Annotated in this window: 23 protein-coding genes; 21 read left to right on the plus strand and 2 right to left on the minus strand. The window is 46.5% G+C overall.

The features are described from left to right. Window position 1: 1 nt before the first annotated feature. From OB236_RS13445 to dmpG, 13 genes are all read left to right on the plus strand, one after another. A complete protein-coding gene (locus OB236_RS13445) occupies window positions 2-1,576 on the plus strand; it encodes a response regulator transcription factor (protein WP_262684449.1) in 1,575 nt (524 codons plus the stop codon). Window positions 1,577-1,678: 102 nt separating this feature from the next. Further along, window positions 1,679-2,953 (plus strand): ABC transporter substrate-binding protein, encoded by a 1,275-nt coding sequence (locus tag OB236_RS13450; RefSeq protein ID WP_076234919.1) that lies wholly within the window; start codon window positions 1,679-1,681, stop codon window positions 2,951-2,953. A gap of 96 nt (window positions 2,954-3,049) precedes the next feature. Beyond that, complete coding sequence (locus tag OB236_RS13455) at window positions 3,050-3,928, plus strand: carbohydrate ABC transporter permease (protein WP_262684450.1); 879 nt, start codon at window positions 3,050-3,052, stop codon at window positions 3,926-3,928. After that, window positions 3,928-4,758 (plus strand): carbohydrate ABC transporter permease, encoded by an 831-nt coding sequence (locus OB236_RS13460; protein WP_262684451.1) that lies wholly within the window; start codon window positions 3,928-3,930, stop codon window positions 4,756-4,758. The genes OB236_RS13455 and OB236_RS13460 overlap by 1 nt, the downstream gene beginning before the upstream one ends. A gap of 38 nt (window positions 4,759-4,796) precedes the next feature. After that, a complete protein-coding gene (locus OB236_RS13465) occupies window positions 4,797-5,819 on the plus strand; it encodes a Gfo/Idh/MocA family protein (RefSeq protein WP_262684452.1) in 1,023 nt (340 codons plus the stop codon). Window positions 5,820-5,846: 27 nt separating this feature from the next. Then, complete coding sequence (locus tag OB236_RS13470; RefSeq protein ID WP_262684453.1) at window positions 5,847-6,842, plus strand: 4-hydroxythreonine-4-phosphate dehydrogenase PdxA; 996 nt, start codon at window positions 5,847-5,849, stop codon at window positions 6,840-6,842. Between the two features lie 17 nt (window positions 6,843-6,859). After that, a complete protein-coding gene (locus tag OB236_RS13475) occupies window positions 6,860-8,113 on the plus strand; it encodes a nickel pincer cofactor-dependent isomerase, group 22 (RefSeq protein WP_262684454.1) in 1,254 nt (417 codons plus the stop codon). A gap of 32 nt (window positions 8,114-8,145) precedes the next feature. Then, window positions 8,146-9,150: a Gfo/Idh/MocA family protein gene (locus OB236_RS13480; RefSeq protein WP_262684456.1), complete on the plus strand. Its 1,005-nt coding sequence runs from the start codon at window positions 8,146-8,148 to the stop codon at window positions 9,148-9,150. Window positions 9,151-9,169: 19 nt separating this feature from the next. Next, on the plus strand, window positions 9,170-10,135 hold the full coding sequence (locus OB236_RS13485; RefSeq protein ID WP_262684457.1) for a sugar phosphate isomerase/epimerase family protein: 966 nt from the start codon (window positions 9,170-9,172) through the stop codon (window positions 10,133-10,135). A gap of 44 nt (window positions 10,136-10,179) precedes the next feature. Then, window positions 10,180-10,491, plus strand: coding sequence for a UxaA family hydrolase (locus OB236_RS13490; protein WP_317259345.1), 312 nt, complete (start codon window positions 10,180-10,182; stop codon window positions 10,489-10,491). After that, window positions 10,481-11,653, plus strand: coding sequence for a UxaA family hydrolase (locus tag OB236_RS13495; protein WP_076234939.1), 1,173 nt, complete (start codon window positions 10,481-10,483; stop codon window positions 11,651-11,653). Before OB236_RS13490 ends, OB236_RS13495 begins: the two co-directional genes overlap by 11 nt. 23 nt (window positions 11,654-11,676) lie before the next feature. Then, window positions 11,677-12,582, plus strand: a complete 906-nt coding sequence (locus OB236_RS13500) for an acetaldehyde dehydrogenase (acetylating) (RefSeq protein WP_262684459.1) — start codon at window positions 11,677-11,679, stop codon at window positions 12,580-12,582. Further along, window positions 12,572-13,582: a 4-hydroxy-2-oxovalerate aldolase gene (dmpG, locus tag OB236_RS13505; protein WP_262684460.1), complete on the plus strand. Its 1,011-nt coding sequence runs from the start codon at window positions 12,572-12,574 to the stop codon at window positions 13,580-13,582. Before OB236_RS13500 ends, dmpG begins: the two co-directional genes overlap by 11 nt. Window positions 13,583-13,800: 218 nt before the next feature. Here dmpG and OB236_RS13510 read toward each other — a convergent pair whose 3' ends face one another. Then, window positions 13,801-14,286, minus strand: coding sequence for a PCYCGC domain-containing protein (locus OB236_RS13510; protein ID WP_262684461.1), 486 nt, complete (start codon window positions 14,284-14,286; stop codon window positions 13,801-13,803). Window positions 14,287-14,436: 150 nt separating this feature from the next. Here OB236_RS13510 and OB236_RS13515 point away from each other — a divergent pair, with 150 nt between their 5' ends. The 6 genes from OB236_RS13515 to OB236_RS13540 all read left to right on the plus strand — a co-directional run bounded on the left by OB236_RS13515 (window position 14,437) and on the right by OB236_RS13540 (window position 21,343). Beyond that, entirely contained in the window at window positions 14,437-15,339 is a 903-nt protein-coding gene (locus tag OB236_RS13515) for a LysR family transcriptional regulator (RefSeq protein WP_076237060.1), read from the plus strand. Between the two features lie 137 nt (window positions 15,340-15,476). Beyond that, entirely contained in the window at window positions 15,477-16,835 is a 1,359-nt protein-coding gene (locus tag OB236_RS13520; protein ID WP_262684462.1) for a sedoheptulokinase, read from the plus strand. A gap of 240 nt (window positions 16,836-17,075) precedes the next feature. After that, the gene (locus OB236_RS13525; RefSeq protein ID WP_076237066.1) at window positions 17,076-17,456 is read left to right on the plus strand and encodes a GntR family transcriptional regulator; all 381 of its coding nucleotides are present in this window, start codon (window positions 17,076-17,078) and stop codon (window positions 17,454-17,456) included. 4 nt (window positions 17,457-17,460) lie between these two features. Beyond that, the gene (locus tag OB236_RS13530) at window positions 17,461-18,174 is read left to right on the plus strand and encodes an ABC transporter ATP-binding protein (protein WP_262684463.1); all 714 of its coding nucleotides are present in this window, start codon (window positions 17,461-17,463) and stop codon (window positions 18,172-18,174) included. Further along, complete coding sequence (locus OB236_RS13535; protein WP_262684464.1) at window positions 18,171-19,763, plus strand: hypothetical protein; 1,593 nt, start codon at window positions 18,171-18,173, stop codon at window positions 19,761-19,763. Before OB236_RS13530 ends, OB236_RS13535 begins: the two co-directional genes overlap by 4 nt. Before the next feature lie 194 nt (window positions 19,764-19,957). Then, window positions 19,958-21,343: a protoporphyrinogen oxidase gene (locus OB236_RS13540; protein WP_262684465.1), complete on the plus strand. Its 1,386-nt coding sequence runs from the start codon at window positions 19,958-19,960 to the stop codon at window positions 21,341-21,343. An 89-nt stretch (window positions 21,344-21,432) separates the two neighbouring features. On the opposite strand, the gene rarD is transcribed toward OB236_RS13540, so the two are convergent. Beyond that, a complete protein-coding gene (rarD, locus tag OB236_RS13545) occupies window positions 21,433-22,323 on the minus strand; it encodes an EamA family transporter RarD (protein WP_262684466.1) in 891 nt (296 codons plus the stop codon). A gap of 202 nt (window positions 22,324-22,525) precedes the next feature. On the opposite strand from rarD, the gene OB236_RS13550 reads away from it, so the two are divergent. Both OB236_RS13550 and OB236_RS39805 read left to right on the plus strand, forming a co-directional pair. After that, window positions 22,526-23,260: a class I SAM-dependent methyltransferase gene (locus OB236_RS13550; RefSeq protein ID WP_262684467.1), complete on the plus strand. Its 735-nt coding sequence runs from the start codon at window positions 22,526-22,528 to the stop codon at window positions 23,258-23,260. 15 nt (window positions 23,261-23,275) lie between these two features. After that, on the plus strand, window positions 23,276-25,360 hold the full coding sequence (locus tag OB236_RS39805; protein WP_317259346.1) for a helix-turn-helix transcriptional regulator: 2,085 nt from the start codon (window positions 23,276-23,278) through the stop codon (window positions 25,358-25,360).

Genomic DNA, 25,360 nt, shown 5'->3' on the forward strand with positions numbered 1-25,360 from the left:
TATGAATGTATTAATTGTCGATGATGAAGAGCACGTTAGAGAGGCAATTGACCTGTCAGTCGATTGGGAGAAATTTGGTGTTACTGGCAGGTATATGGCTGAGAACGGGATAGAAGCGCTCGAATGCTTGAAGACCTATAAGCCTGCTGTCATGTTCTGTGATATGAGGATGCCTCAGATGAATGGGATTGAGCTGCTCCAAAAAATAAAGGAGGAAGGCTACGATACGCATGTTATTGTGATCAGCGGCTATGACGATTTTGAATACACCCGCGCAACGATCAAGGCCAAGGGAGTCGATTATATATTAAAGCCGTTTCGCAGAAAAGATGTAGAAGATGCTTTGCAAAAGGCCATTCAGGTTTGGAAGGAACACTCGGACTCGAAGCAAACCGAAATGGAAAGAGGATATATGGTACGGAAAGCGGATGCCCTGCTGGACGAAAAAAAGCTTGCCTCCTACTTCCGTGGGGAGATTCCTTTATCCCCATCCGTACGCAAAATATTTGAGAAAACGGGTCTGCCCGAGCAATCGATCAAAATCGCCCTCATACTCCCCAAAAACCGAAAACGTATTCTGGATCAGCGCTTTATGATGGATGACGATTTGTTCACGTATGCGGTCGGCAATATTGCCCAATATGCGCTGGGCAGCCACTTCGCCCATTATCTCTGTAGACTGGATGACTACCAATGGCTGCTGCTTATGGGTGGAGATACTTGGGGATCGAACGAGGATGATTACAAGTTTTATGTGGATCGGTTGATGCGGGCATGGAAACAAACGATTCAACTGGATGTAATGGTTGGCTCGAACAGAGGGTTTGCCGATTTAACACACATTCATAAAGTCATAGGAGACGCAAGGAATACGCTCTTAAATGGTGATGTGCTGTCAGAGGGGGCTCATCCATCTGCTAAAGCGCCGCACGAGCTGCCATCTTTGATGAACGAGTTATTTTTGCTGAAAAAAGTAATAGAAACGGGCAACAAAGCGTTTGCCACAGATCTCCTGAACAAGTACACAGACGCTTTAAGGCAAAGAGGAGCATTGCTGCTTAAGGAACTTCAGGTTTGCACGATGGAAGCGAATTTACTGCTTGGCCGCTGTAAGCAATTGGTCCAAAATCAGACGGATGATGTGCAGGTCCCGTATATGCCACTGTGGATTAACGATTTGGATGAATGGGAGAAGGTACTCGTAGATCAAGTCCACACTTTAATAGAAGGTTTGAATCCGCTTACCTCATCAGGTAGAAGTATGGCGGACATTAAGGATTATTTGGACACGCATTTTTATGAGGACATTTCATTAACATTTTTAGCGGAGCAATTTCATTTTAGTCCACAATATATATCCAAGAAGTTCAAAGATACTTACCATACAACGGTTGTAAGCTATTTAACTGATTTGAAAATGGAACGGGCCAAAGCTCTGCTGGAAGGAACGACACTTTCCATAGCCGATATCGCCAATCAACTCGGATACGATGATGAGAATTATTTTAGTAAAGTGTTTAAAAAACAGGTCGGCGTGTCGCCGTTTCCGTATCGAAAAGAAAATGAGATTAAATAATTACCTTTTTCAGCGCGTATATTCCATGCCCGACGAAGTCATAATTCTTTACAATAAGGATAGTTCAACAATGAATTGAAGAACACTTAGGAGGAGTCTTAGATGAGAAAATGGATGTCCACAGTGACCGCTACCGCTTTGATGGTTACCATCCTGGCAGGATGTGCCGGGGGGGAGGAAGCCCCCAAAACAAGCGCGTCGTCCCAGCAAAGCACAGGTCCAAAGATTACGCTCAAGCTGATTCAGGGTAAAGTGGAAGTTACCGATCAAATCAAACAAATGGCAGCCGATTACACGAAGGATAATCCGAACGTAACGATCGATGCCCAGGTCGTACGGGATTTGGATACGATGCTGAAAACGAGATTTGCTTCCGGGGATGAGCCGGACGTATTTTTCACCAAAAGCTTCAGCGGTGTAAAGGACTGGAGTGAACGACTGCTTGATTTGTCAGGCGAGCCATGGATGAACCAAGTAATGGAGTCTGCAATGCCCGGGATGACCATTGGCGGCAAGAAATACGGTTTCCCGACAGCTATGGAAGGTTATGGATTTATTTACAATAAAGACTTGTTTGCCAAGGCCGGTATTGACAAGGTGCCAACCACTTTGACAGAGCTCAAGCAGATGAATGAAAAGTTAAAGGCGGCTGGAATTCCCTCTTATGCCGAAGCGTACAAAGAAGGATTTGTATTGGGGCGCAACCTGTTCAACCTGCCATTCGCTTATGCCAAGGATTCGACGGATTTAATTGGCAAGATTAACGGAGGCACAGCAAAAGTACAAGACGTTCCGCTGATGGATAACTTTTTTGATGTATTGGACATGACTGTCAAATATGGAAAAGGTGTTGAGTCTGTGGGTGTTAGCTATGATAACCAGGTTGCTGACTTTTCATCCGGCAAAACGGCTATGATGCAGCAAGGGGTGTGGACGATCGATTTGATCACGAAAGTGAACCCGAATCTTAATATCGGTATGTTCGCGATTCCATTAACCGACAACCCAAGCGATACCAAGCTTCCAGTAGGGATTCCTACTTACTATGTCATCAACAAAAATTCCAAGCAAGTCGAGGAATCGAAGAAGTTTCTGATTTGGCTGCATAAGAATGGTCAAAAATATTTGGTCGATTCGATGCATCTGATCCCGGCCTTTAAGGATATGAAGGCGACCAAGGAATTGGGTCCGCTCGCAGCTGATATGAACACGTATGTTGAGAAAAATCAAACGATTCCTTGGGCATATTCGTTGTGGCCTGCCGGGATGGATGTGCAATTCACGAAAGCGCTGCAAGCTTACGTCGGAGGTCAGTTAACCAAAGAGAAAACGCTGGAAGAAATTCAGAAAATGTGGACCACTGCGGTGAAAAAATAAATAAAATCAAGGGGTCAGCCCATGCATCCATACCCGTCATATTGAGGCAAAACGGCATGGGCTGATCGTTTAAACGGGAGAAGAGGAGTATTCTTCATGTCGCGAATGAGAACCAGAAAATTATTGATATATATCGCCTTTGTCTCCCCGGCTGTTCTTTTTTTCGCTTTGTTCATTTTGCTGCCTTTTATTAGAGCCATTATTTTTTCCTTCCAGGATTGGAACGGGATCAGCAGTGAAATCAAGTGGGCCGGATGGAGCAATTACAAACGACTGCTGGAAGATACAGAGCATATGAAATCATTTATCTTTACAATGAAGTATGTTTTCGTCAGTACGATATTGGTGAACTTGGTCGGATTTGCTCTTGCATTTGTACTTAATATGGCACTTAAAACAAAAAATGCATTAAGAACCGTATTTTTTCTGCCACACGTGATGGGGTCGCTTGTGATCGGTTTCATCTGGCAGTTTATTATTACACAAGGCTTTCCGCAAATTACGAGCTTAACGGGAATCGAGATTTTTCAAAAAAACTGGCTCAGTATACCGGAATACGCTTTCTGGTCACTGATCCTGGTGAGTGTGTGGCATTACGCTGGATATCTGATGGTCATCTATCTTGCTGCGCTGCAAGGAATTCCTACTGATCTGTTGGAGGCCGCTCAAATTGATGGTGCTAATCGCTGGCATCGGCTTCAGAAGATCATTATTCCACTGATTATGCCTGCTATTACAGTATGTCTCTTTCTAGCGATTTCACACGGGTTCAAGGTGTTCGATTTGAACTTCGCATTGACGAAAGGCGGACCTTACGGAACGACGGAATCGCTCGCTCTGCATATTTATCTGGACGCCTTCACTAAAAATGAATACACGTATGCTTCGGCTAAAGCCGTTGTGTTCTTTGTCATCTTGGCATCTGTTACTGTAGTTCAAGTGTTTGTTATGAAGCGCAAGGAGGTGGAAATGTAATGAAAGAACAATATACTCTCGGCAAGTTCGTGATAGAGCTGTTCATGATCATCCTGGCCGTACTGTTCTTTTTTCCACTGTATTTGACATTTGTTAACGGCTTTAAAAAGTACAACGAAGTGATGGCCTCAACAGCGTCGCTGCCCGAATCTTTTCAATTTTCCAATTTCGTTACCGTATGGCATCAAATTCATTTTCCGGGTGTATTTGCGAACTCCTTGATCATTACTGTAGCAAGCGTCATGGGTATATTGCTCATTAGCTCTGCCGCCGCATACCAATTGGTGAGAAGTCCCGGTATTGTCAGTCATGTGATTTTTTTGGTCATCTTGTCCTCATTGGTCATTCCTTTTCAATCGATGATGATTCCGCTTGTGAAGGTAGCCAAGGATTTTCATCTGATTAATTCACTATACGGCATGATCTTGATGTATTTGGGATTTGGCACACCACTCGCTTTGTTTCTTTATCACGGCTTTGTCAAAGGTATCCCCATTGAATTGGAGGAAGCTGCGACCATTGACGGCAGCAGCACGGTCGGCGTATTTTTCCGTATCTTACTTCCGCTGCTCGCTCCGATCACAACGACGATTGCGATTTTGCATACATTATGGATCTGGAATGACTTTCTCCTACCGTTCATCATGCTAAGCGCTAAGGCTAATCAAACGATTCCGCTCGCAACGTATGTATATTTCGGTGAATATACGAACCAATGGCATTTGGCGTTGGCGGCGCTCACGTTGGCTATTGTTCCGATCATTATTTTCTTTTTGGTTATGCAGAGATATATTATTCAAGGCATTACGGCGGGAGCTGTAAAAGGCTAAAGAATAACAATAGGATAGGTATAGGGAGGCGTCACCATATGACAAACATACGAATAGGCGTTATTGGCTGTGGAGCCATTGCAAGAAGAAGGCATTTACCTGAGTATGCCTACCAGCCCAATGTTGAAATCGTGGCTGTTGCCGACACGAATCAGGAACGTGCAGAAGAAATGGCTGCTCTGTATGGAGCCAATGCTTATACGGATTATCGCGAACTGCTTCAGCACGAAGGATTGGATGCTGTCAGCGTATGCCTGCCTAACGCGCTGCATGCTCCGGTAAGCATAGCTGCTATGGAAGCGGGCAAGCATGTTCTATGCGAGAAGCCAATGGCTATCTCCATTGCGGAAGCGAGCGCGATGATTGCAGCCTCGGAGACAACCGGCAAGCTCCTGATGATCGGGCATAACCAGCGTCTCATGCTGCCTCATGTTAAAGCCAAAGAAATATTGGACAGCGGTGTTCTTGGACGAGTTTTGACGTTCCGTACCTCGTTTGGACATGGTGGTCCTGAAACGTGGAGCATAGAAGGACCCGGAGGTTGGTTTTTCCAAAAAAAGCTTGCCTTTATCGGAGCCATGGGTGATCTGGGCGTTCATAAGACGGATCTCATCCGTTTCCTTCTGGGAGAGGAGATCGTCGAAGTAGGAGCATTTGTCGGCACGCTGCAAAAGCAAGATACGGATGTTGACGATAACGCTGTATGTGTGCTCAAAAGCGAGAACGGCATCATCGGGACGCTGGCTGCCAGCTGGACTTATAAGGCCAAGGAAGATAACAGCACAGTGCTGTATTGCGAGAACGGTATTTTGCGACTGATTGAGGATGCTACCTACAACGTCATCATTGATTTTAATAATGGCGAAAGAGTACTTCACCAGATGGGAAAAGTCGCCACGAATGATAAGCAAACCGAGAGCGGTATTGTCCGTACCTTCATCCATCATATCGCTACGAATACGAAACCGTCGATTTCCGGCGAAGAAGGCTTGAAATCGTTGAAGGTTATACTTGCCGCATTAGAATCGGCAGAGACCGGGACCATAGTGCGCGTGCAATAACGAAACCCACATAAAAAGGAGCAGGGAATGATGATAAGAAAACCGGTCATTGGTGTTACATTGGGAGATGCAGCAGGCATCGGTCCTGAGTTGGTAGTCAAGGTTCTGCAAATCGCAGATGTTCGCAATTTGGCAACATGGGTATTGATTGGTGACGAACGTGTACTTAACCAAGGACAAACGGATGCGGGTCAAACACTGTCCTATCGTAATATTCAAAACATTGAACAAATCGATAACAAAGATGAGCTATATTTCATCGATTTGCATAACTTATCGACGGATGCTTATACACAGGGCCAATTATCTGTCGATTCCGGCAAAGCGACTGGCGAAACGTTGACGTATGCCTTAAAGCTTGCTCAACAGAAAAAGCTGGATGGATTCGTATTCGCACCTATTAATAAGGCAGCGCTGCATAGCGGAGGCTTTCATTTTCAGGATGAGCTTCATTTCTTCGCTTCCTTGCTGGATTGCAAAGAAGGATTTAGCGAAATTAATGTATTAGGCGATCTATGGTTCACTCGGGTAACCTCACATGTGCCGTTGAAAGAAGTCAGCAGCCTTGTTAAGAAAGAACGCGTAGGCAGAATCATTCGTTTTGCCCAACAAACTTTATTGAATGCTGGCTTTGAGAACCCAAGAATTGCAGTAGCCGCTTTGAATCCGCATGCAGGCGACAATGGCTTGTTGGGCATGGAAGAAATTGAAGAAATTCAGCCGGCAATCAAGGAAGCGCAGGAACAAGGTATTCAAGTGGATGGACCGTATCCGGCAGACACGATTTTCCTGCGTTTAAAAACCAATCCTTTTGATTGCTTAGTCAGCATGTATCACGACCAAGCTCAAACCGGGATGAAACTGATGGGCTTCAATAAAGGAGTCACGGTCAGCGGTGGTTTGCCTGTTATTATTACAACCCCTGCACACGGAACCGCTTTTGATATTGCAGGTCAAGGCATTGCCGACCCAGGAGCGACAGAGCAGGCGATGAAGCTGGCCGTCAAATTGGCAGGATTCTGATCGGAGGCGTAATTCAAATGAAATTGCCACGAATGGTCCGTATCAAGCAGCATTTCACAGGACCGGCTGTTAAGGACATCGAGGAAGAAGTCAGACATCAAATCAGTCTTGTTGGATTGGAAACGAAAATAACGCCTGGCATGCGGATCGCCATCACGGCAGGAAGCCGGGGGATTGCCAATATTGCTTTAATTATCAAGTCCTTTGTAGTGAATTTACAGCTGCTTGGAGCCAAGCCTTTTATTATTCCCGCTATGGGCAGCCACGGTGGGGCAACAGCTGAGGGCCAGGTCAAAGTGCTTGAAAGCCTCGGTGTAACTGAAGCTTATTGCGGGGCTCCGATCCTCTCTTCGATGGAGGTGGTGCAGATCGGTGAAACAGAACGAGGCGTTCCGGTTTATATCGATCGTCATGCTTCTGAAGGCGATGGTGTGATCCTTATCGGCAGAGTGAAGGTGCATACCGACTTCAAATCCCCAATCGGTATCGAAAGCGGCATTATGAAGATGGCTGCCATCGGACTTGGCAAGCATAAGCAGGCGCTTGCCTTGCACAATTACGGCATTCAGGGCATACGCGATTATATGCCTGAAGTGTCACGAGTCGTTTTTAATAAAGCGAATATTTTGTGCGGTGTAGCCATTGTGGAAAATGCGCATGAACAAACAGCTGTAATCGAGGCGATCCCAACCGGGCTTATTGAAGAACGGGAGCGGGAGTTGCTTAAATTGTCGGCATCCTTGATGCCCAAACTTCCAATTCAGGAGCTGGATGTGCTGCATGTCGATAGAATCGGCAAAAATTATAGTGGAACCGGCATGGACACGAATATTATTGGCAAAATGCGAATTCTCGGCGAGGAAGAACCTGAATTTCCCAAGATCAAGTATGTCATCGCCGGGGATCTGAGTGACGAATGTCAAGGGAACGCGTTAGGTATTGGTCTGGCCGATATCACGACCAAACGGTTGTTTGACAAAATAGACTTTCATAAAATGAATGAAAACGTCATTACGAGCACTTTTCTTCATCGGGCGATGATCCCTATTATTTTGGACAATGATTTGGAAGCGATGAGAACCGCATTGCGCTGCAGCTGGGGTGTTGTGCCAGAGCACGCACGGGTCATCCGTATTCCCAATACGCTTCACATTGAATTCATGTATGTTTCCGAAGCGCTGCTGCCGGAAATACGCGCATTGGATCATGTTGAGATTGTTGGTGATGTAAACGAAATGCAGTTTGACATTAACGGAATTTTCCTCAATTAGTGTCTGAATCGAGTTGTTGGAGGGTATATAGCTTGGATAAAATTAGAGTTATTCAAATCGGTGCCGGAAGATTCGGAGAATCATGGTTGAAAGTTCTTAGCGAGTACGATCAAGTAGAGTTGGTCGCTGTTGTCGATGTCGTTCCGGACAATTTATTGAAAGCCGGTGCCATTACCAACCTGCCAGAACATCAGCTTTTCAATAGTCTTGAGAGTGCTTCGCAAGCGGTGAGCGCGGACATGGTTCTGATCGTCACACCTCCCAAAACACATAAAGATTTGGCACTGCAGGCGCTGCAAGCTGGGTATCATGTCATGCTGGAGAAGCCGCTGACGCACACCTTTGAAGAAGCTATGGAGCTTCATCAAGAAAGTAAGAAGTATGACAAGAAAGTGATGATAAGTCAAAATTATCGTTGGAGACCCCAGATCCAAACTTTGAAAAGACTGATTCGAGAGGAAACCGTAGGTAAAATCGGTTATATCGAATACGACTTTAGAAAAGCGGTCAAATTCGGAGGCTGGCGGGATGAGATGAAGGAGATTTTGTTGGAGGATATGTCTCTTCATCACTTTGATATTATGAGATTTTTATTGGATAAAGAGCCTGTAGATGTGTATTCACAAAGCTTTCGACCGGATTGGAGCTGGTTCAGCGGAAATCCATCGGCCGGCGTCATGATTGGTTTTGAAAACGATATTCAAGTTCATTATTTTGGCAGCTGGGTGAGTAGAGGCAGGGAAACGACCTGGAATGGGGATATCCGAATTTGTGGAGATTTGGGATGTATCGAAATGACCAACGATGAAATTTATATTTGGAAGGAAGAGGAGTCTGAGCCTACAGCAGTGGAGTTGGATGTGATGCCGCATGGGGACAGATTGTCATCTCTGAACGATTTGGTCGATTCTATTCGAAATCATCGAGCTCCTGCGACCTCCATTTCAGATAATATTAACAGCTTTGCGCTTACATGCGCAGCCATTCAATCCACACAAGAGGGTAGAAAAATAATGATGAACGAATTTTATCAATAAGAAAGTAGGTAAAACTGCGATGAAACTTGGCGTGTTTCTAAAGTTGTTCCGAACTCAATCATTTGAAGACGCTGTGGCACACGTAGCACGGCAAGGTGTCCAAACGATAGAAATAGCTACTGGCGGATACGTAGGCAACCAGCATTTGAAACCGAAGGAAGTGCTGGGAAATCCGAAGGAAATCAATAAAATTAAAAAAGTGCTTGAGGACAATCAAGTCACGATCAGTGCATTAAGCTGCCATGGCAATCCGCTGCATCCCGATAAACAAATTGCTGATCAGCACCATGAAGATTTTATTAATACAATTTTACTTGCCAAGGAGCTTGGTGTAGACACGGTCGTTAATTTTTCGGGATGTCCGGGTGAATCGGAACACTCGCTGCGTTCTGTGTGGGTCACATGTCCTTGGCCAACGGATTTCCTCGATACTTTAACATGGCAATGGGAGCAAAAAGTAATTCCATATTGGGAAAAGATGGGCCAATATGCGAGGGATAACGGAATTAAGATCGCAGTGGAGCCTCATCCGGGCTTTGTTGTCTACAATACAGAGACAGCTATACGACTGTGTGAAGCTGCCGGTGAGAACGTTGGAATCAATTACGATCCTAGCCATTTGTTTTGGCAAGGGATGGACCCGATTGCTTGCATTTACAGCTTCGGTCATCGTATTTATCATTTTCATGCCAAAGATACCGAGATTTTCAAACGTAATAATGAACTCAACGGCGTGCTGGATACGAAGTCTTATAAGGATGTCGTTAATCGTTCGTGGGCGTTTCGTACGGTTGGATATGGTCATGGACAGGAGTTATGGAAGGAAATGTTCAGCGCATTACGCACTGTAGGTTATAGTGGTGCAATCAGTATCGAGCATGAGGATGGGATCATGTCCACACAGGAAGGCTTTCACAAAGCGGTGAAATTTTTAAAAGAGGTCATGATTACCGAGACTGCTGGTGAGATGTATTGGGCTAAATAGACCCACCGCACTTGGAGCTGGATAGTTACAGGAGGATGAGAAGCTTGGACATTACAGAAAATATGCATCGCGCTGTTATGATGAAAAAGAAGGATAATGTGGCTATGGCTTTGGGAGACATCCCTGCTGGAGTTGCGGTTGAGCTGCGCGTAGAGGATATCCATTTTACGGTTACGATGCGTGACTCCATTGCTTTCGGGCATAAGTTTGCTGTTCGACCGATTTCCATAGAGGAAGATATTGTTAAGTACGGTGAAGTCATTGGCATGGCGAACCGGAATATTCAGGAAGGCGAGCATGTACATGTCCACAATCTGGACGGAAAACGAGGCAGGGGGGATCAACATGGAGCTTAATTCAAAATTTTGGGGTTATCGTCGCAAGGATGGAAGCGTAGGCGTTCGCAATCATGTCCTGATCTTACCAACGATTGTTTGCGCCACACAAACAGCTAACCGCATCACAGATTTGGTGCAAGGCACTGTATCCTTTATTCACCAGCACGGCTGTGCCCAGGTAGGCGTGGATTACGAGCAAACCTTCCGCACCTACGTAGGCATTGGAAGCAATCCGAACGTGTATGGAGTTGTTGTACTTGGACTCGGCTGTGAAACGCACCAGGGTCGGAGCGTAGCCAATGAGATCGCCAAGCAAACAGGGAAACCGGTGGAGCTTGTATCGATTCAGGAAAATGGCGGGACCCTGATGACCATTGCCAGAGGGGCACAGATCGCTGCCAGAATGGTTCAGGAAGCATCGATGCAGCGCCGGGTCGAGTGCGACATCAGCGAGCTGATCGTTGCAACGGAATGCGGCGGATCGGATGCATGCTCCGGCTTATCAGCCAATCCGGCTGTCGGCGTCGTCAGCGATATGATTGTTGACGGAGGCGGCACCGCGATTTTGGCGGAAACCTCTGAAATTATCGGAGCCGAGCATCTGCTGGCGAGTCGTGCCGTTGACGACAGAGTTGCTAAACGGGTGTATGAGGTTATCGAAGCGATGGAGAGCAAAGCGACACTGATGGGCGTAGATATCCGTACGGGTAATCCTACTCCAGGCAACATCGAGGGGGGGCTTAGCTCGTTGGAGGAGAAGTCGCTTGGAGCCGCCGCCAAAGCGGGTACTCGCCCTCTACAAGAGCTTATTAATTACGCTGAGCATCCAACCAAGAAGGGCCTTGTTTGGATGGATACACCAGGACAGGACATCGAACAGCTTACCGGTATGGTTGCCGGTGGTGCTCAGGTTATTTTATTCACCAGCGGTCGAGGAACGCCTACTGGTTCACCAATAGCTCCAGTTATCAAAATTGCGACGAACAGCCGCATGTTTGAAACGATGGCCGATAACATGGATATGAATGCAGGAACGATTATTGAAGGAAAAGAAACGGTACAAGAGGTTGGCCGCCGAATTTATGACGAGGTGCTGATGGTATCGGATGGAAAATGGACGAAGTCGGAAATTTTGAAGCAGTACGATTTTGGGATTAACCGTATCGGTCCTACTTTTTAATTGCGATCAGAAAGGAGAAGCATATGAATAAAGTAAAAGTAGCCATACTCGGATCAGGCAACATTGGAACTGACTTGATGTATAAGCTGGAACGAAGCGATGTTCTGGAGCTGACAGCTTTGATCGGTATTGATCCTGCCTCCGAAGGCTTGCAAAGAGCACGGTCCCTCGGCTATACCACCTATGATAACGGGATACAGGCCATTGTGGATCATCCGGATCTGGCTGACCTTGTATTTGACGCAACATCGGCTAAGGCTCACGTACGTCACGCCAAGGTACTGCAGCAATTGGGAATAACGGCCATTGATCTGACCCCGGCAGCTCGCGGTCCGTTTTTAAGCCCGGTAGTCAATTTCCAGGACCATCTTCATGCTCCTAATGTCAACCTCATTACCTGCGGTGGACAAGCGACGATTCCGATTGTTCATGCTATTAACAGCGTGGCCGACGTCTATTATGCGGAAATTGTAGCTACCATTTCCAGTAAAAGCGCGGGTCCCGGCACTCGGGCCAATATCGACGAGTTTACGAACACAACTCGCCGTGGAATTGAGGAAGTCGGAGGCGCCGATCGGGGTAAAGCAATTATTATCTTAAATCCGGCGAATCCATCGATTATGATGAGAAATACGGTTTACTGCCAAGTGAAAAATATGGACCAGGCTGCTATCAGCCAATCGGTTCATGACATGGTGGCCAGAGTCAAGGAATACGTTCCAGGCTATCGTCTCAAGCAGGAGCTGCTGTTCGATGAAGATAAAGTAACGATTTTCCTCGAGGTTGAGGGAGCCGGTGATTATTTCGAATCGTATGCCGGTAATCTGGACATCATGACAGCTACTGCTGTACGCATCGGTGAAGAGTTTGCCCGTCATCGGTTGTCCGGTGCTCTGTTAGAGGAAGGAGGGAAACGGATTGAAGCGTAACAGCACAGAATCGATTCAAATAACCGAAGTGTGTCTAAGAGACGGCAGCCATGCGGTTGCTCATCAATTCACCGTAGAACAGGTTCGCGCAGTTACCCGAGCTTTGGATGATGCGGGCATGCATTATATAGAAGTGAGCCATGGTGATGGCTTGGGCGGTTCAACACTTCAGTATGGACGTTCGCTCGTTGATGAAATGAAGCTTATCGAGACAGCGGTAGAGCAGTGCAAGCAAGCAGAGGTTGCCGTACTACTCATTCCCGGTATCGGGACTGTACAGGAATTGAAGCAGGCTCACTCGATAGGAGCTAAGCTGGTGCGAGTCGCTACACATGTAACAGAGGCGGATGTTTCGGCTCAGCATCTTCATGTTGCTCGCGAGCTGGGTATGGAAGCAATCGGTTTTCTCATGATGGCCCACTCTGCACCTGTCGAAGTTCTTGTTGAGCAGGCCAAGCTGATGGAAAGCTATGGTGCTCAGGCTGTGTATGTGACCGATTCCGCAGGTGCCATGCTGCCTCAAGACGTTAGAGAAAGAGTCAAAGCGCTGAGGGGTGCTTTGTCTTGTGAAATCGGTTTTCACGCACACAATAATCTTTCACTTGCTGTAGCTAATACACTTGTCGCGATAGAAGAAGGTGCGACCCGTATCGACAGCAGTACCCGCTGTCTCGGAGCAGGGGCTGGCAATACGCAGACAGAAGCTCTGATAGCCGTCCTTCAGCGTATGGATATGCACCTGGGTATCGATTTGTACAAAATGATGGATCTTGCCGAGGATGTAGTCGCACCGATCATGCATCGTGTGCCAGAGATCAATAAAGGAAGCTTGGCCATGGGCTATGCCGGTGTGTATTCCAGCTTTCTGCTCCATGCAGAAAGAGCTGGCAAACGGTTCGACGTCGATCCACGCGACATTCTGATGGAATTGGGTCGTTGCAAAGCGGTTGGCGGGCAGGAAGACATGATTCTCGATGTGGCAGCCAGCTTACGTAAATAATAAGTGGACACTGTAAGCACAATTGAACTGTCTTAACGTCAAACGGAATAGAATTATGGATATAAATGTAAGGAAAGCTTCTGATCGAAGCCTATTCGGTGAAGATACATCCGTGTTTTACATGTAGCTTTTCTTGCAATATCAGAATATTCAGCTCCGCTGAAAACTTATAAATTTTGATATTATAAAAAGACTCTCCTTTGTTGGAGAGTCTCTTTTTATGCAGGCATAGGTGTATCCGTAGGCTTGGCATATCCTTTGTTGTATCGCGTATCAATATAATCACGAATTTCCTTTACCGATTTTCCATCTTTACTTAACTGAGCTGTAGTTAAAGCGATCTCCATACAAACTCCACACCGTGTCCCGTGATCATCCCATACAACACTTCCATCACTTTTTACTTCCTTTATAAAACAATTCATATTGCTTTTATGACCAGCCTCATCTCCACATCCACAGTAACAAGGAATCCATTTGAGCTTATCGATGCTTAGAGCGGCGATCTGATAAATTTTTTGAGTTTGCTCAGGCTGGTTATTAAGAAATTTGGGCAGAGTGTTGATCGAACTGGTCATTTCCTGCAGATCTCCATTGTGGGCTACTCCATGGGATGCAGCATGCTCAGGGGCGCTCTTGCTACACGCAGCCATGCTGATCATCGCTAGTAAAGTCAAAGAAATCTGGATTGCTTTAAATCTCATTATTTTCCTCCTAAACCTTTATATTAAGCAATGTATTATAAAAACATATGAAAATCAAGTTATCCGGCACCTCTACTCATGCAGCTTAACGTAACAGGCTTCCTTTACATTCGTACATGTAATAAGATATGAAGTAAAGGGGGCATTTCATTGACACTGCAACAATTAAAGTATGTGATTGAGGTGGCGAATCAAGGCTCCATTAATGAAGCTGCCAAGAGATTATTTATTTCTCAACCGAGTCTTTCAAATGCGATTAAAGATCTCGAAAAAGAAATGCAAATTGCCATTTTTGAAAGATCCAATAAAGGGATTTCACTTTCGAAGGAAGGTGTCGAATTTTTAAGCTACGCGCGACAGGTTGTTGAGCAGGCTGAATTATTAGAAGGCCGTTATCTCGATGCCAAACCTTCCCCGCAGCATTTTTCCGTATCTACCCAGCATTACGCTTTCGCGGTCAATGCATTTGTAAATCTATGTCAGGAGCATGGTCAAGACGAATATGAATTTGCATTGCGTGAAACCAAAACCTACGAGATCATCGAGGACGTCAAAAGCTTACGCAGCGAAATTGGCATTTTATATCTGAATGAATTTAATGGAAAAGTCATCAATAAGCTGCTGAAAGAAGCTAATTTGCAATTTAACAGCTTATTTACCGCTAAACCGCATATTTTCATCAGCAGCAAAAATCCGCTGGCCCATCAATCCATCGTAACCATAGAGCAGCTGCAGCAATATCCGTATCTTTCCTTTGATCAGGGCGAGTACAATTCCTTTCATTTCTCCGAAGAAATTCTAAGCACACTCAGCCATAATAAAAGCATACGAGTGAATGATCGGGCGACGCTTTTCAATTTACTAATTGGGTTAAATGGGTACACCATATCGACAGGCGTGCTGAGCAAAGATTTGAATGGGAATGATATTATTCCTGTACCTTTGGATTGTGAGGAAGTCATTAATGTCGGTTGGATTTCTCATCGCAATGTTGCGTTGTCCAAGCTCGGCTATGCCTATATACAAGCGCTCCAACAGGTCATTTCCACATAGCAGCATTGTTATACCCTTAGACTTGTATACAAACGCACGCTCACAATGATCTCAAGAAAGAACATTCGGCGGCTGCTACAGCGCCGTTCTGCACTGACAAGTGCCTGACAACCTACGGAGACTGGAGGCTTAAGAATATGAACTTTATCGGCCTGGATATCGGCACCACCTCGATATGCGGTATTATCATGGATGCAGAGAGTGGCAAGATACTTAATTCCATAACGAAAAGCAACAATGCTTCTATACATTCGATTCATCCTTGGGAATTCATTCAGGATCCAGGCGTGATCCTCAAAATCGTCTTCGAGATTTTGGATCAATTGACAAGCGGCGGTGTTCATGCAGCTGGTATAGGCTTAACTGGACAAATGCATGGCATCCTCTACGTGGATGACGCGGGTAACCACGTATCACCACTGTATACGTGGCAGGATCAACGAGGGAATTTACCGATCAACGACACCAGTGACGGTGAAACTTATGTGTCCCACTTATCGCGGATTACATCGATGCCTCTGGCGACGGGATTTGGATTGGTGACCCATAATTATAATTTGCAGAATGGACTTATACCGGAAAATGCTGCCTGCATATGCACCATCGCGGACTATGTAGCTATGAAGTTAATAGGAGGGCGCAAGCCGATGATGGATCCGACCAACGCTGCAAGCCTTGGTCTATTTAACCTCGAGTTAATGGATTTCGAAGCCCATACGTTGGAAGCTGCTGGAATCGAGTGGAGGATGCTGCCGGAAATAGTTCCTGCAGGCACCGTCATCGGACATTCACAAGCAGGGATACCCGTGACAGTTTCACTTGGAGACAATCAAACCAGCTTTCTCGGATCCGTCAGTTCGATCACGGACTCGGTGCTGTTGAATGTTGGAACCGGTTCACAAATTTCAATGTTTAGCAAACGCTTTCTTACGATAGAATCTCTTGATATTCGTCCATTCCCAGGCGGGGGATACCTGCTTGTTGGAGCTTCCCTAAGTGGCGGAAAATCCTATGCGCTGCTGGAAAGCTTTTTTCGTGAGGTCTGTGTACAGCTTGGCGGTTTGGAAGACCCAGACAGTCTGTATGCAAGGATGAGTCAACTAGCAGAGAAGGCTGTCCTGGATAGAGAGCTTCACGTCCAGACCCAGTTTTATGGCTCCAGATCCGATCCTAATAAGAGAGGGTCCATTAAAGGTATTGACTCACTGAACTTCACACCTGGTCATCTCATCATCGGTGTAATCGATGGGATCATTGCGGAGCTTTACCAGTTTTATACTTCGTTCCCGAACGAGCGCAAGCAGCAGTTCAAAACTCTTATCGGGTCCGGCAATGGAATTCGAAATAATGCTACATTACGCCAAAGGCTGTCCACGACCTTTAACCTACCGCTACAAATTGCGGCTCATCCGGAGGAGGCGGCGTATGGGGCCAGTTTGTGCGCGTCCGTGGGGTGTTCGGTTTTCCCGGACTTTCACCATATTCGCTTTCATTGAACCCGTGATAATAGCATGCTGTGAACTGCACAATCCCGTCTATCGTGGCGGGATTTCGAGCATTAAGAAATGAGAAGCTTTGAATAATTCTGAGGTTCGTTTTTGTATATGGTATTGAAGCTATTGGATATTCCAGATAGCTTCGTGGCATTCGCACGTTGAAGTGTATGGTCTGTTATGATACACTACATACGATAGCAAGCAACGATAGATGTAACCTGTCAGCAGAGGTGAACGTAGATGGATTTTGTTTGGAAGTCGGAACAGTTTCTGATAGATCCCTCCCGTCCGCTATATGAACAATTCGTAGAGCAGATTCGCGCTTTGATTGTGCGTGGTGTACTGGCTCCTGGTACTCGGATGCCTTCAGTACGGGAGCTCGCAGCGAATATCCGTGTCAATCCGACGACTGTAATGAAGACGTATCAGGAGCTCGAAAGAGCCAGACTCATCGTTACGTTTCGTGGACAGGGAACCTATGTGACCACCGACAATGAAGCCATTAGGGAAAGTAAAAGGACAATCGTCAAGGAAGCCATGAAGCATCTGCGGGAGATCGCAGAATCGCTTGATCTGACCGTTGACCAACTGCTTGAACTGGCACAAGAGAAGGAGGAGTAATCATATGACGAATGATACTGGCACCTCAATAGCCTTGGAGTGCAGGCAGGTAACGATGAAAGTAAGAAAAAAGGAGATTTTAAATGAGGTTACGTTTTCTTTAGAAAAGGGACGTATTGCCGGATTGCTGGGCCCAAATGGTGCAGGCAAATCAACCCTGCTCAGTATTTGCTCCGGATTAATGGAACCTACAAGCGGATCAGTTCGGATCTTTGGTCAGCCAGCAGGCATAGAAACCTTGCGTTCCATCGCAGTACTGCCGGACCGTGGGAAATTGCCCGAATGGTTGACGGCTGGGGAATGGCTAGCTTTTGCTGGTCAGCTCTATCCGGATTGGGATTTCGAAAGGGAGGAGCAGTTGGTTCAGTCATTACGAATCAACTTGGGAACACGGATATCCGCCCAATCCCGCGGGGAGGAAGCTCGACTGCAGCTTATCAGCTGTCTGGCTCGCACCTCACCTCTTGTCCTGCTTGATGAACCGTTCACCGGTGTGGATATGATTTCACGGGAGCAGATCGCTTCATCGGTCGTTGCAGATTTGGCAGACGGAGAACGGACCTTTCTCATTGCAACTCATGATATACGCGAGATGGAGCAGTTGTTTGATCGGATTATTTTGATCGGGAATGGCCGTGTTGTGGCGGATAATGAGGTCGATAGCTTAAGGGAACAAGGAACTTCCGTGGAATCCCGTTATAGGGAAGTGTTCTCATGAAAAGTGTATGGACACTTGCAAGGCTTGAGCTTAGTAGGTACAGCACTTACCTGCCTGGAACATCGCAAAGCAATTACATACGCATCGGCCTGATCTTCCTCCTGCTGCTTGCAGCCAGTATAGCGTGGTCACGTGGTAACGTGAACGTCGGCAGCTTGTATGCAATGGGCTTCATCGTGTTCGTGGAGACGATGCTGGTCATCATGGTATGGGAGGCACTGAACGGAGGCCGAGCCGGAAGAGGCCAGCAGTGGTGGCTGCTGCTGCCTTATTCAAGGCGGACGCTTGTTCTTGGCAAAGCTCTTGGCTTTGTGTGCCTGGGACTTTATCTCATTCTATTCATGCTTCTGCTCTGTACCATCCATTACGCGTTATTCGTCTTATGGGGAAGCGTACCCTATGCAGACGCAAGCAACTTATGGCAAACGGCAGGTACCGCAGGATGGGTAGCTCTCGCTATACTCCCCGTCTTGAGCAGTATCGGTTTGCTCATGTCCGTGTTTCAGATGTGGTGGGCTCGCATCGGAACCGTGATTGTCTTCATCTATATTTCGATGCCGCTGCTTATCTTTTCGCTCCTGGCTGGCAGCTCCGCTACGATTGATTTTCAATACACGCTGCCGAAGTTACAAACGGTATGGCTGCTGGTGGTTGCAGGATGGACGTTCTCTTGCACGGCTGTATGGTTTTCAAGCACGATAGGCATGAAGCAGCTTGCGCGGCTGCGTTTTCATGGCTATCCGGTTGTATCATCCCCGGAATTGCAGGTTCCACAGATAATGGTGCCATCGCAGGTAACGAAACGACGTTCTGGTGCTTTCTGGGCTTTGGTTGCCATGGAGAAACGACGGTATGACTGGATCAGTCGCCATGCTCCGAGGCGCATACGCTGGGTCGTGTATGCACTGTTGGCCCTCATTGCCTTCTTTGGCTATCAGAATAGCGGCAGCCTGACGGATTTGATCTTCTTTCAGTCGACCTTGACCATGTTCAGCTACATGGGTATTGTTGTGTATGGGTTGAATAAAAATGCGGATTTCAGAAAAGGATTTGCCCAGTGGTGGCTGGCATTTCCACATTCTCGTTATGTATTGCTTGGCAGCCGAATATTTGCTTATTTAACGTCGATGTTGACCTATTGGTTACTGGCCATGTTAAGTGCAGGTATAGGACTCGCTTTGCGGCAATGGTTGAATCCAATGTCGGGGACGGATCTTCTCATCGCAGGAAAATATATCGCAGAAAATGTGGTACTCATGATTCCGCTTGCTGTTTTTTACGTGTTAGCTGTACAAATCATGCCAGCCGTTAATAAGTATCCGCTTCTCATAATTTTTCTGGTTCCGTTATTAGCAAGTTACGGTTTCTGCATTCAGCTGCCTAATCTATGGGTTATGCCGGATCGTTTATCAGGGCTTGCTCTGCGCGATGGTCCTGCTCCAGACTTCCTCAAGCACCTGACCTTGCTTTACGGAATTGGCATTCCAGCAGCTCTGATCGGCTTCGGGCTCGGTGGGAAGTATTTAAATAGATACGCGATGATGAGGAATTCGATCTGGTTCCGAAGCCTTCGTGGGAAAGAACATTAATGCCACAGACAGATAGATAGCATCCAAAATTGTCGGATGTATGAATTTTTCTTATTCACTCTTACATTGGCTCATCTATGAATGGTTAAAACAGGCAAGTAGACGTATAATACGTATAGTGACATCCAATGTTACTACAATTGTAAGGGTAATAATTTAAATACTATTTATCTACTAGGTTAGGTGGAATCACTATGAAAACAATAGTTGTTGTTGGTGGTGGCATTACCGGGTTATCCACTGCCTATTATCTTCAAAAGACGATAAAAGCCCAAAAGCGGGCGGCAAAAATTGTGCTGATAGAAGCCAATGATACCTTGGGCGGTAAAATCAGAACCGCTCATGAGGGTGAGTTTATAATGGAGACGGGAGCGGATTCGATTGTCGCCCGTAAAACGAATGTAGCTCCATTTCTGGAAGAGCTGGGCTTACAGGAGGACGTTGTGTATAACGCAACAGGAGTCTCTTTTATTCAAACAGATGGCGAATTGAAAGCCATTCCGAAGGATGCAGTTTTCGGTATCCCGCTCAGTTTGGAATCATTGGCCAAGACGGATCTGGTTTCAGCGAAGGGGAAGGTAGAAGCCTTAAAAGACTTCTACACACCGAATGAAACCTTTACCAAGGAGCATTCAATTGGGGAATTCCTGGAGTATTTTCTCGGTAAAGAGCTAGTGGAGAAACAAATTTCTCCAGTATTGTCCGGCGTGTATTCCGGTCGGCTGCAGGATTTAACTATTGCATCGACGCTTCCTTATTTACTGGATTATAAAAATGAATACGGCAGCATCATTCAAGGCTTGTCGGAGAACAAGCAGCGTTTTCAGGGGACAGGTGGCAAGAAATTTTTGTCGTTCAAGCAGGGTGTGTCTTCGTTAATTGATAGGATGGAAGAACGGCTAACGGATGTTGAGCTATATAAAGGCGTGCAGGCTGAACAAATCGAGAAGCAGCAGGATCGGTACATTGTTTCTTTGTCCAATCAGATTGAGCTGGAAGCGGATTTCATCGTATTGAGCACACTGCATCCGGTGGCACAGCACCTTCTTCATGATGAGTGGCTGGATGAGGATTTCGAGCAATTGACCAACAGCTCTCTCATCAGTGTCTATCTGGGATTTGACATTCCGGACAGCGAGCTACCCAAGGACGGGACAGGCTTCATCGTCGCAGAAGGTAGTGATCTGGTATGTAATGCCTGTACGTGGACCAGCCGCAAATGGGAGCATACCTCAGAGCAGAACCGTTTATTGGTAAGGCTTTTTTATAAAAGCACCTGTCGTGATTATGATAAGCTTCTACAAATGACACAGGAACAATTAATCCAGGTAGCGCGAAAAGATATCGAAGACAGCCTTGGCCTTACAGGTACGCCGATTTCATCTGATATTACCAAATGGCATGAAACCATGCCCAACTATCATTTGAAGCACCCGCATATTGTGAAATCGTTGGAAACCAAACTAGCGGAGAACTATCCTAATGTTATATTGGCTGGGTGCTCCTATTATGGTGTAGGTATTCCCGATTGTATCCTTAACGGAGAACAGACCGCGCAAAGGATTGCCGAGCGCTTGTGAGGAATAATCGAACAGGCTGCATCTACAAGTAAATCAGCACACGTAAAAACCTTCCTAATTCAGGAAGGTTTATTTTTGATGCCAGATCCCTACGCCGCTTGATTTATAATTTTAGTGGCTCTCGACTTCTTGAACGTGACAAAGGAATAGATGAGCAAGGCAAGCCAGATAAACGAAAAAGCTATTAATTGAGGTTCAGTAAACGGTTCGTGAAATACAAAAATAGCTAACAGCAGGCTTGTTGTCGGAGCAATATATTGGATAAAGCCGACCATCGAAAGTGGAAGCAGCTTGGCTGCCTGAGCAAACCAGAATAATGGCAAGGCGGTTGCCGCTCCCGATAATAGAAGAAGTACAATCGAATAGCTGGGTAAAGAAGAGACTGTGGCTGAACCGGCTGATTGAATATACAATAAATAAATGAACGCAATAGGGAAAACAACGATGGTTTCCCAAGTGAGACCCAGCAAAACATCCAGGCCCGCTATCTTTTTGGCAAGTCCATACAGCGCAAAAGAGACAGCCAAGGAAATCGCCACCCAAGGAATCGTTCCATATTGAATGGCCATTATCAACACACCGAAGCCCGCCAGCAGGATTGCCACCCATTGACCGACTGAAAGTCGTTCTTTTAAGAAAATGACGGCGAATACAACGCTTATCAACGGATTCATATAATAGCCTAAGCTCGTCTCGATCACATGTCCATTATTGACTGCCCATATGAATAAAAACCAGTTGCAGCTTATGAATATGGAGCAAAGCAAGACGGCTACTTTACTTTTTAGATTGGGCACAGCCGATTTAAGCTGCTTCCATCGTTTCGCTGCACTGACCAGAATAGCTACAAAAACTAATGACCATACAATTCGATGAGCAAGAATCTCCCAAGCTGGCATGGATTGGAAGAGACGCCAATATAACGGCAAAAAGCCCCACGAAAGATAAGCCAATACACTATAAATAACTCCTTTTTTCATGAATACAAGACTCCTTTTTCAAAAGTAAGTCTCAGTGTAACAAATTTACCCCAATAATGTAACCCTACCCGAGTAATCTACTCCAAAATGGGAGCAATGTTTGTTTAAAATAAAATTTTCAATGGATACTTCCTATACCGTAATGGTAAAGTAAAAGACAGGCAGTACATAAGGACCATTTAGTCAGGAGTGTTGAACGATTATGAAACAGAACCAATATGATGACCACGATTTTTTTGATAAATATAGTCAGATGCCTCGTTCAATCGGTGGATTACAGGCCGCGGGGGAATGGCCCGCACTCCGTGCGATGCTTCCCGAACTACGCGATAAAAGAGTTCTTGATCTTGGCTGCGGCTATGGATGGCATTGCCGATATGCGCGCGAGCAGTCAGCCAGGTCAGTGATAGGTGTAGATCTATCCGAGAAAATGTTAGCACGCGCCATAGATAATACTAACGATTCCGCGATCGAATACCGTCGGCTGGCAATTGAAGATATCGATTTTGCCGCAGAGGAATTTGATGTTGTGCTAAGCTCACTGGCACTTCATTATGTGGAGTCATTTGATAGCGTTTGCCGTAAAGTATATCATTGTCTCGTATCCGGAGGCACATTCGTGCTTTCGGTTGAACATCCGGTGTTTACCGCACTTGCTGCACAAGATTGGTTTTATGGTCCGGGGGGCGAACGCTTGCATTGGCCTATCGATCATTACCAGAATGAAGGTCTGCGGCAGGCAAGATTTTTGGATACCGATGTTGTCAAATATCATCGCACGATCGCCACGTATATGAATACGTTAATAGATTCCGGTTTCACCATTACGAGGCTCTCTGAGCCACAACCAACACAAGAAACACTTGCCAAATATCCCGAAATGCGAGACGAAACCCGCCGTCCCATTTTCCTCTTGATTGCAGCGGTCAAGAATTAGAGGAAGGTGAACATAGTGAGTGAAAAAGAAATTGACGCTGCGATTGAGCGGCGGGGTTCTGTGGACGATAGTGATGAACTTGGTGAAATGAGCGGATTCGAGAAACGTGAGGAACAGTTTCTGGTCGGTCGAAGGGGGCAGCATGAGCGATTTAACGCCTATTTGACGGGACAAAGTAATTCTGGTCAATCCATCTGGAACATTTACGGAACAGCGGGCGTGGGCAAAAGCTTTCTGCTCGATTCATTTTGCCGAAAAGCACGGCTTGCAGGCATCCCGATGCTGCACCTGGACAGCCGTGATTTCAATCATAAAGGCGAGCAGTTGTTTCGTCAGCTGCTGGATCAGCTAATACTGCTGAAGCAGGACGATGAACATGGCTTACAGCAGCAGCCGCTGGAATCTTGTTTGACCCTGCTGAAGCTGCTGTCTCAGAGGACTCGCGTGGTGCTGGCCTTTGATACGTATGAGGAAATGGGAGAGCTGGACGGCTTGCTGCGTGAACGGTTATTCAAGCGGCTGCCTGACAATGTACTGCTCATTCTTGCCGGCCGCTATAAACTCAGTGACCAATGGATCTTGTCCCCTGCTCTGAGAGAACGGATTCACTATATGCCGCTCGGGAACTTGACTGACAGCGAAAGCGAGTCATACCTTCGATGCTCCGGTATAATAGAAGATCATAGAATCACGCGAATTCAAAGGAAGACCGGTGGACATCCCCTCGCCCTGTCCCTCGCGGCCGCGGTGCCCCTGCAAGACGAATGGGCAGCTCCCCCAACCGACGATACAGGTTGGTTTGACCTTCTGGTCAAGGCTTGGCTTCGTGAGGTTCCAGATGTGAAACTCCGTCGTATGGTTGAAGCGGCAGCCATACTGCTTCATGTTAACCGGGAAGTGTTAACCTTCATTATGGAGGAAGAGGTCGACGATCCATTGTTCGATGCGCTGATTTCATTGTCCTTTGTACGTAAAACGGGGCGTGGCTGGATGCTGCACGATCTGATGCGGATAGCCGCGCGCAAGCAACTGGAGGAGCGCACACCGGAATACTTTCACCGACTGATGGGCAGAGCTGCATACTATTATGCTGATTTGATCAGGCAAATCTCAGGCTCCCGCAGCACAGAGTGGGAGGTAGGGGAGCTGTTCTACTATACAACGGGCAATATCATGGTACGTGCTTTGATTCAGTCCTCTTCCAGAGGTCAGTATGCTTGGGAATCGTTGACGATGGCCAATATCGGGGAAGGGGAAGCCTACCTACGAAGTAGATTGGAAGCAGCGACACCTCTATCTTTCTCGGGGGCAGATCCCGAGACGGAACAGACATATCATGAATTTGTAGCCAAGGAAGATATGAAGCTGACGATCAAGGGTATTGATCTGCATACTTTGGTCCGGCTGGATCGGCAGGGCGTCATGCTGCTTCGCTCAGGAAGCGGTGAAGCCGTCGGACTGGCTTCCATGATCCCGATCCATTCGGAGACCCTGCCCTACTTGAAAACCGACCCGTTTTCGGCTCCGTATCTATCTTCTCTATCAGCGGAGGAATTGAAGCTGCTGGCGGTCGATCCACCTGGTCAATCGGGATGGTTCATCCGAACCATTGACTACAAGGACTGGAAAAATGTCAATCTGATCATCGAAGCGATGTATTTGATTTTTTCCTATTTATGTTCGGGCGGACTTTTTATCGCTTCTCCGCCGCCATTGGAATTTTTTCAGGGGGCGCACTTGAGTATGGGCTTTCAAATTGCACCCGGCGTTGTTCATCGGCATTATGATGGCAGAACGTTAACGCCGACATTCGTGCTCGACACGAGAGGAGAGAAGCTGGAGGCATTCCTTCGATTTCTGCTTAAGCAGGGAGGGTATTCCAGTTTTACACCGAGCTTGCCGGCGGGTCTGCTTGAGCGGCTGACGAAGCGGGAACGCGAGGTCGTTCTGCTCGCAATAGATGGTCAAACCAACGGAGAAATTGCCAAAACCCTCTATGTAAGTGAGATCACGGTGAAAAAGCATGTCAGTTCGATATTCGTCAAGCTGGCAGTGAAAAACCGCAATCAATTAATTAAGCTTTTCACCAGTAAAACCTGA

The organism is Paenibacillus baimaensis (assembly GCF_025567575.1).

Bases quoted from the DNA above. Each gene is read 5' to 3' on its own strand.
- OB236_RS13445 (WP_262684449.1), top strand. From the start codon at position 2: ATGAATGTATTAATTGTCGATGATGAAGAGCACGTTAGAGAGGCAATT.
- OB236_RS13450 (WP_076234919.1), top strand. From the start codon at position 1,679: ATGAGAAAATGGATGTCCACAGTGACCGCTACCGCTTTGATGGTTACC.
- OB236_RS13455 (WP_262684450.1), top strand. From the start codon at position 3,050: ATGTCGCGAATGAGAACCAGAAAATTATTGATATATATCGCCTTTGTC.
- OB236_RS13460 (WP_262684451.1), top strand. From the start codon at position 3,928: ATGAAAGAACAATATACTCTCGGCAAGTTCGTGATAGAGCTGTTCATG.
- OB236_RS13465 (WP_262684452.1), top strand. From the start codon at position 4,797: ATGACAAACATACGAATAGGCGTTATTGGCTGTGGAGCCATTGCAAGA.
- OB236_RS13470 (WP_262684453.1), top strand. From the start codon at position 5,847: ATGATGATAAGAAAACCGGTCATTGGTGTTACATTGGGAGATGCAGCA.
- OB236_RS13475 (WP_262684454.1), top strand. From the start codon at position 6,860: ATGAAATTGCCACGAATGGTCCGTATCAAGCAGCATTTCACAGGACCG.
- OB236_RS13485 (WP_262684457.1), top strand. From the start codon at position 9,170: ATGAAACTTGGCGTGTTTCTAAAGTTGTTCCGAACTCAATCATTTGAA.
- OB236_RS13495 (WP_076234939.1), top strand. From the start codon at position 10,481: ATGGAGCTTAATTCAAAATTTTGGGGTTATCGTCGCAAGGATGGAAGC.
- OB236_RS13500 (WP_262684459.1), top strand. From the start codon at position 11,677: ATGAATAAAGTAAAAGTAGCCATACTCGGATCAGGCAACATTGGAACT.
- OB236_RS13510 (WP_262684461.1), bottom strand. From the start codon at position 14,286: ATGAGATTTAAAGCAATCCAGATTTCTTTGACTTTACTAGCGATGATC.
- OB236_RS13520 (WP_262684462.1), top strand. From the start codon at position 15,477: ATGAACTTTATCGGCCTGGATATCGGCACCACCTCGATATGCGGTATT.
- OB236_RS13525 (WP_076237066.1), top strand. From the start codon at position 17,076: ATGGATTTTGTTTGGAAGTCGGAACAGTTTCTGATAGATCCCTCCCGT.
- OB236_RS13530 (WP_262684463.1), top strand. From the start codon at position 17,461: ATGACGAATGATACTGGCACCTCAATAGCCTTGGAGTGCAGGCAGGTA.
- OB236_RS13535 (WP_262684464.1), top strand. From the start codon at position 18,171: ATGAAAAGTGTATGGACACTTGCAAGGCTTGAGCTTAGTAGGTACAGC.
- OB236_RS13540 (WP_262684465.1), top strand. From the start codon at position 19,958: ATGAAAACAATAGTTGTTGTTGGTGGTGGCATTACCGGGTTATCCACT.
- rarD (WP_262684466.1), bottom strand. From the start codon at position 22,323: ATGAAAAAAGGAGTTATTTATAGTGTATTGGCTTATCTTTCGTGGGGC.
- OB236_RS13550 (WP_262684467.1), top strand. From the start codon at position 22,526: ATGAAACAGAACCAATATGATGACCACGATTTTTTTGATAAATATAGT.